This is a genomic window from Photorhabdus viridis (assembly GCF_040256935.1).
Classification (GTDB): Bacteria; Pseudomonadota; Gammaproteobacteria; order Enterobacterales; family Enterobacteriaceae; genus Photorhabdus; species Photorhabdus viridis.
In genome coordinates this window covers 1-4,321 of record NZ_JBEJZY010000100.1, presented here as the reverse complement: position 1 = coordinate 4,321, position 4,321 = coordinate 1, and the positions used below count along the sequence as shown (strand labels likewise).

The 4,321-nt window shown below is 41.5% G+C and carries 6 protein-coding genes; all 6 read right to left on the bottom strand.

Annotation, left to right across the window (positions count from 1 at the left end):
- Positions 1 to 358: 358 nt before the first annotated feature.
- Entirely contained in the window at positions 359 to 862 is a 504-nt protein-coding gene (locus ABR397_RS21975; protein ID WP_350307573.1) for a contact-dependent growth inhibition system immunity protein, read from the bottom strand.
- Positions 862 to 1,017 carry an endonuclease toxin domain-containing protein gene (locus tag ABR397_RS21970; RefSeq protein ID WP_350307574.1) on the bottom strand — a complete coding sequence of 52 codons (156 nt, stop codon included), beginning with the start codon at positions 1,015 to 1,017 and terminating at the stop codon, positions 862 to 864. The genes ABR397_RS21975 and ABR397_RS21970 overlap by 1 nt, the downstream gene beginning before the upstream one ends.
- A gap of 48 nt (positions 1,018 to 1,065) precedes the next feature.
- Positions 1,066 to 1,503, bottom strand: a complete 438-nt coding sequence (locus tag ABR397_RS21965) for a hypothetical protein (protein ID WP_350307572.1) — start codon at positions 1,501 to 1,503, stop codon at positions 1,066 to 1,068.
- An 8-nt stretch (positions 1,504 to 1,511) separates the two neighbouring features.
- On the bottom strand, positions 1,512 to 1,913 hold the full coding sequence (locus tag ABR397_RS21960) for a hypothetical protein (protein ID WP_350307571.1): 402 nt from the start codon (positions 1,911 to 1,913) through the stop codon (positions 1,512 to 1,514).
- A gap of 255 nt (positions 1,914 to 2,168) precedes the next feature.
- Complete coding sequence (locus ABR397_RS21955) at positions 2,169 to 2,366, bottom strand: DUF4926 domain-containing protein (protein WP_350307570.1); 198 nt, start codon at positions 2,364 to 2,366, stop codon at positions 2,169 to 2,171.
- Between the two features lie 7 nt (positions 2,367 to 2,373).
- The coding region (locus tag ABR397_RS21950; RefSeq protein WP_350307569.1) for a DUF637 domain-containing protein at positions 2,374 to 4,321 on the bottom strand (1,948 nt) is incomplete at its 5' end.

The following is a 4,321-nucleotide window of genomic DNA, read 5'->3' as shown; positions in this document are numbered from 1 at the left end:
TTATTTTTAACTCGCTGTTAATGGTGATAGTTAATGGACTTCGATTAAATTTAATTAACATTCTTTTAATAGTTAAAACCGTCTTTTATATAAAATCTTTAATATCTCTGTTTTCATTCTTTTAAATAGTCATGGCAGGGCAGTTAAATGTAAAATAACCGGAGGATAACATTGTCGGTGAATACATTAAACATAACAGGGAATACGTCGTTTTTAGTGATTCTGTACCTTTTCAAAATCTGGTATTAATGGATACCTGTTTTTTTACTCTCAGATAACTCATCACCGAAAAGAAAACAACTGGTGGATCGACCAAAAAGGGAAAAAATCCCAGCTTTTTTATCGCTGGGATCTTGATTTAACCGATACAACGACTAAAAGCTAATCTAAGAGCTGCTCCAATTTCCTCCGAAGAACTATCTATCGGAAGAACAACATAATCAGATTCTTTAATTCTATCACCGCTCCAAGCTTCAAGCTTTTCGTGGTAGCTAGGTCTCATGGTTATTAGGCTATTAACACCATGAATTGAACATCGTTTCATTCCCTTAAATAACGCACGTTTGGTCTTATAGCCATACTTTTCAATCAACATTGCTATCCAAGCAGCATATTGCTGTTTACCTTTTTCGAGATCAAAAAAAGCCACACGTTCATCAAGAGAAGTTAATGTTCGACTATCTGACAGAGCTTGTATCAGTGTTTCACCGATATCTTTATTATTAGCATCTGGTGCAAGTAGATGGAGGGGAAATAAAGGATCGCCCCCAACCATTCCCAATCCAGAATAAGTTTCAATAAGTAAAAACTCATTAGTACTGTAGCAACCAGCCCAATAATCCTGATCTTTGTTGAATATCATCATTTTACCTGTGTCACTGTGACCTTAACACCCTGATTTTTCCCGTATTCAATAGCCCGATTTATTTCTGTCCATTGAATTTTTGTTGTATTTGCTGGAACCGCTAATCTGATTTCTTTATTAGCAATTTCAGCACTTATGCCTGACACAACCATATAGCTCAATAACGCGGTTTGCAGATTATCCGTAAAACTGCCGCTATTTCAGCCGATTGTATAAGCAAATTCGCCATCGATTTTTTGCTTTTCGAGAAAAAAAATTTCTAGATCCTCTGATTCTCTTTCAATAATACCTATGTAATGAGATATGGATGTGACTAATTCAGAATAACCTATAAGCGATTGTATCTTAAAATTATCATATAAGACTTTATAGTCATCATTTAAATTAGTTATACAAATTAACCAATTAGAAGACAACTTACCGTCTTTAATCTCACATAAATTAGCAGGAATCCATACAGGGTTACCTTTATTAGGGCAGATTAAATAATCGATTCGACATGAAAGCAACATCAAACCATAAACTACATATTCAGTTCCAATCTCCAAAAAAGAATAATCTGTTTCATCTGTTTCGCCAAAACAACGGTTATCATCAGGTAAATTTTTTCCCGAATTAAAAATACATTTAATTAACATAAAAATACTCACTTAAATTTAAAATCATCAATAGCTCCTGTCTTTGTATTCCTTACATAGTGGACTTCTATTTCGTTAATATTTTGAGACATTTTTACCCAACCATCTGATGCCGGCCACCGTTTATCAGTCATAGGAACAGGGAGCAGCCGCCTCGAATTAGGATTGGATATAGCTTGCTCAAGTGCTAATTTTTCATTTAAACTTGCAGGAATATTACGCCCAGTAGAACCTAAACCAAAAGGTTTATTTGCGCTCGTCCCCTTTCCAGCATACAACTTCTCATTTTCAATCAAGCGAGTTACAGCATGGGTATCAGGTTTAGCATTGCTCAACAGGGGTTTTGAGACATGACTCAATTCTTCTGCCAGGATATCTTTTTGATTATCAAACGATAACTGATGCAGCATATGTTCAATCATGTTGTTACGGTAAACAAGCTCTGTGCTGTTAGCCGCACTATAAGCGCCCTCCGGGGTATGGCTAATCAGTGCCCAGACCTCAGCTCACTATGAAAGGGTTCTTACTGGAACAGCTCGGTTTTTATGCTGGTAAACCAGTTGTCATAAAAATAGAAGAATATAGCCCCCGAATGTTATACGTTTGTCTAACATTCAGGGGGCAGTTCAGAATGAACGGGGGATCAAATATGCCACATAATTATCTTATTCAAATGGAGATAATTGGTTAGAATATAACGGTAACATATCTATAGTCCGGCCATCTTCATCACAAAATTCAACCTCATATGCTTCTTCCTGCCCAGAATAAACATCAATAATAGCTCCCTTCATTCCAGTTTTAAGTCCACGCTCAGGAATGTCTGAGGTTAAAATAACAACATCAAAAAGAGAATATTTCATACCTATCTCACTTTACATAGAGCGTTGTTAATCTAGGTGTTGATGATCCAGTATCATATATCCAACCTGTACGAACAATCGCTGTTTTGCCGTTTGGTCCAGTAATTGGCATGTCAATAGTTATTCTTTGACCAAACTTATCAACATTACCAAGAATAGCTGTATTCGTTTTAGTCCCTGCCTGTATTTTAGATATTAAATCAGTAGCATTTGATTGGTTATATCCCAAGGCTGATTCAAAAACTTTAGCTTTATTTCCGCCAACCGGATGTTCAGTATTTAATGCATAAGAAGTAACTTTATTCGAATCAATCACAGCATTATTAGCATTAACTAATTTACCTGAATTCTTAACTTCTATTACCGCTTCTGCATGTGTGTAGTTTTTCCAATTAGCAGTTGAGCCTGTTAACTTATCTTTACTAGGTAAACTCGTCCCCTTTCCAGCATACAACTTCTCATTTTCAATCAAGCGAGTTACAGCATGGGTATCAGGTTTAGCATTGCTCAACAGGGGTTTTGAGACATGACTCAATTCTTCTGCCAGATTCTTCACACCTTCCTGGGTGTTGCCTAATACTTTTACCGTTCCAGTCGCTAAAACGCCCGTTCCAACAGCCGCTTCCGGCGCAATGGCATCTGCAACAAAAATGCCCACGTTATTCAGGCACAGCGCCGGATTGGTTTTACACCCTTTAAGCGCAACACGCCCTGCCGTGGCCATTTCAGCCGAGCCCGCAATCAGTATCTGACCGCCATAAGTCAGAGCATATCCGCCTGCTGCCACTGCGGTGACGGTTATCGCAGCATCACGTCGCGCAATAACGCGTTCTGCCGCCGATTTATCCCCTTTCTCTGCCGCTAAGATATCTTTTTGATTATCAACTGATAACTGATGCAGCATATGCTCAGTCATGTTATTACGATAGACAAGCTCCGCGCTGTTCGCCGCACTGTAAGCACCTTCCGGGGTATGGCTAATCAGGGCGCCTGACAACGCCCCGATAAATTTAGCCGTCTGAGCCTTAGCTTCATTACCCGTCAGCGCTTCCCGAAGCTGATGAATTTGCCGCTCTGCTTCATTCTTGTACGCAGGTTCAAATAATCTGCTTTCCATTGTGATGGCCGCTAATTCAGCGGCCAGAGCTCCCACAGCAGCCCCTTTGGCATTTCCTCCGGCGATTTCCGCACTAATTCCTGCCACAACGGCATGGCTTAACATCTTTCCTGTGTAGCCTAAGATTTCCCCGTTATCACCAATTAAATGGGCTCCTTCTGCATTAATCTGATTGCCGATATTGACAAGTAATGCCGTGGTGAAATTGTCTTTAAAGCTGCCGCCATTAATCGTTGTCCCCAGACTGGCGCCGATAATGGACTGGCCTGCGACCCGTTGAGCCACTTTGCTCCAGTCATGATTGCTCAGTTGGGGTAAGGTGGCTTTTGCCGGATCCAGCTTCCCGCCATTTACCGCGTTATCCCATCCCATCACTGTGTCAAAACCCGCCAGTGCGCCGCCCATTACCATGGACGTGAAGGTGGATTTAACCGTGTCGCTGCTGCCCATCGCTTTTAAGGCTTTGGATAAGTCGCCCTGATTATCCACCAGAGCGACCGCTGCCTGAGAGGTCAGCGCCGCCATGCCGGAAGCCGTCGCGCCGTAAGCCATTGAGCCCACAGTAGCGGCGGCCACAGCAATCGCTATCACCGCTGAAACCACCGGGTTCAGATGCTGGCTCTTATAATCCCAGCGGTCATACGCATCTTTGACTAAGTTCCATTGCACATCCTGACGTTCATTGAACCCTTTCAGCCAGGCGGTTTCCGGGGTATTACCGAGGACGGAGACAACATTTTGTAACGACTGACCGTTTTGGGCTTTAATATCCGCGCTGACACCGTTGGCTGCTTCTACGGTGAGTTTTCCACCGAGATGAATAGCGGGAAGCACCCAT

Bases quoted from the DNA above. Each gene is read 5' to 3' on its own strand.
- ABR397_RS21975 (WP_350307573.1), bottom strand. From the start codon at position 862: ATGATATTCAACAAAGATCAGGATTATTGGGCTGGTTGCTACAGTACT.
- ABR397_RS21970 (WP_350307574.1), bottom strand. From the start codon at position 1,017: ATGGTTGTGTCAGGCATAAGTGCTGAAATTGCTAATAAAGAAATCAGA.
- ABR397_RS21965 (WP_350307572.1), bottom strand. From the start codon at position 1,503: ATGTTAATTAAATGTATTTTTAATTCGGGAAAAAATTTACCTGATGAT.
- ABR397_RS21960 (WP_350307571.1), bottom strand. From the start codon at position 1,913: ATGCTGCATCAGTTATCGTTTGATAATCAAAAAGATATCCTGGCAGAA.
- ABR397_RS21955 (WP_350307570.1), bottom strand. From the start codon at position 2,366: ATGAAATATTCTCTTTTTGATGTTGTTATTTTAACCTCAGACATTCCT.